This is a genomic window from Dietzia cinnamea NBRC 102147 (genome assembly GCF_001571065.1).
In the GTDB taxonomy this organism is placed as follows: Bacteria; Actinomycetota; Actinomycetes; order Mycobacteriales; family Mycobacteriaceae; genus Dietzia; species Dietzia cinnamea.
Genome location: NZ_BCSW01000118.1, coordinates 1 through 2,110, shown reverse-complemented (window position 1 = coordinate 2,110; position 2,110 = coordinate 1). Strand labels below are relative to the sequence as shown.

Annotated in this window: 1 rRNA gene; it reads left to right on the top strand. The window is 56.6% G+C overall.

From position 1 onward, the window contains the following. Window positions 1–190: 190 nt before the first annotated feature. A 23S ribosomal RNA gene (locus DCI01S_RS16340) occupies window positions 191–2,110 on the top strand; the annotation flags it as partial.

Here is a 2,110-nt window from a genome sequence, read left to right as displayed (position 1 = left end):
TGTCCGGGACGAAACACACTGTTGGGTGTCTGAAACAACACCATCGAACCTCGATGAGGGGTTTGGTTGTTTCTGGTGGCACTGATTCCCGATGCACCTGATGCGCCATGCGTGGCCGGGGTGTGGGTGGGGTTGGTGTGTGTTGTTTGAGAACTGCACAGTGGACGCGAGCATCTTTAATTGTTTGTGAATGTAAGTGTGTAAGAGCACACGGTGGATGCCTTGGCACCAAGAGCCGATGAAGGACGTAGTAGGCTGCGATAAGCCTCGGGGAGTTGCCAAACGAGCTGTGATCCGAGGGTGTCCGAATGGGGGAACCCAGCACGCGTGATGGCGTGTTACCCGCATCTGAATACATAGGGTGTGTGGAGGGAACGCGGGGAAGTGAAACATCTCAGTACCCGCAGGAAGAGAAAACAATAGTGATTCCGTCAGTAGCGGCGAGCGAACGCGGAGGAGGCTAAACCGCATGCGTGTGATACCCGGCAGGGGTTGCGTGTGTGGTGTTGTGGGGCGCGATGTCCTTGGTTCTGCCGGACCGGGCGCTGATTGTTCGCGGGTTAGGGGAACGACTTGGAAGGGTCGGCCGGAGAGGGTGAGAGTCCCGTACCTGAAAACCTTGCGGCGGGGCGATTTGTGTACCCAAGTAGCAGCGGGCCCGTGAAATCTGCTGTGAATCTGCCGGGACCACCCGGTAAGCCTGAATACTCCTTGGTGACCGATAGCGGATTAGTACCGTGAGGGAATGGTGAAAAGTACCCCGGGAGGGGAGTGAAATAGTACCTGAAACCGTGTGCTTACAATCCGTCAGAGGCCTTTTGGGCTGATGGCGTGCCTTTTGAAGAATGAGCCTGCGAGTTAGTGGTATGTCGCGAGGTTAACCCGTGTGGGGTAGCCGTAGCGAAAGCGAGTCCGAATAGGGCGTTGTTAGTGGCATGCTCTAGACCCGAAGCGGAGTGATCTACCCATGGCCAGTGTGAAGCGACGGTAAGACGTCGTGGAGGCGCGAACCCACTTAGGTTGAAAACTGAGGGGATGAGTTGTGGGTAGGGGTGAAAGGCCAATCAAACTCCGTGATAGCTGGTTCTCCCCGAAATGCATTTAGGTGCAGCGTCGCATGTTTCACCTCGGAGGTAGAGCTACTGGATGGCCGATGGGCCCTACAAGGTTACTGACGTCAGCCAAACTCCGAATGCCGAGGTGTGAGAGTGCGGCAGTGAGACTGTGGGGGATAAGCTTCATAGTCGAGAGGGAAACAGCCCAGATCGCCGGCTAAGGCCCCTAAGCGTGTACTAAGTGGAAAAGGATGTGGGATCGCTGAGACAGCCAGGAGGTTGGCTTAGAAGCAGCCACCCTTGAAAGAGTGCGTAATAGCTCACTGGTCAAGTGGTCCTGCGCCGACAATGTAGCGGGGCTCAAGTACACCGCCGAAGCCGCGGCACTCACACGTTGAACCTCCTCCGGGCAGGTGTGTGGGTGGGTAGGGGAGCGTCGTGTGGCCATAGAAGCGCCGGAGTGATCCAGGTGTGGAGGCCACACGAGTGAGAATGCAGGCATGAGTAGCGAATGACGAGTGAGAAACTCGTCCGCCGGATGACCAAGGGTTCCTGGGTCAAGCTAATCTGCCCAGGGTGAGTCGGGACCTAAGGCGAGGCCGACAGGCGTAGTCGATGGACAACGGGTTGATATTCCCGTACCCGTGTATGCGCGCCCATGGTGAATCAGTGATACTAACCGCCCAGAACCACCTAGACGGTCTTCGGACCGCGTGGTGGGGATGCGCGGGACCTGATCTGGTAGTAGCCAAGCGATGGGGTGACGCAGGAAGGTAGCTGGGCCAGTCAGTGGTTGTACTGGTGTAAGAGTGTAGGCCGTGACAATAGGCAAATCCGTGTCACATTAAGGCTGAGACTTGATGCGTACCCGTTGTGGGGAATTCAGTGATCCTATGCTGCCGAGAAAAGCCTCTAGTGAGTTCATACACGGCCCGTACCCCAAACCAACACAGGTGGTCAGGTAGAGAATACCAAGGCGATCGAGAGAACTGTGGTTAAGGAACTCGGCAAAATGCCCCCGTAACTTCGGGAGAAGGGGGACCACGCCCGGTGAA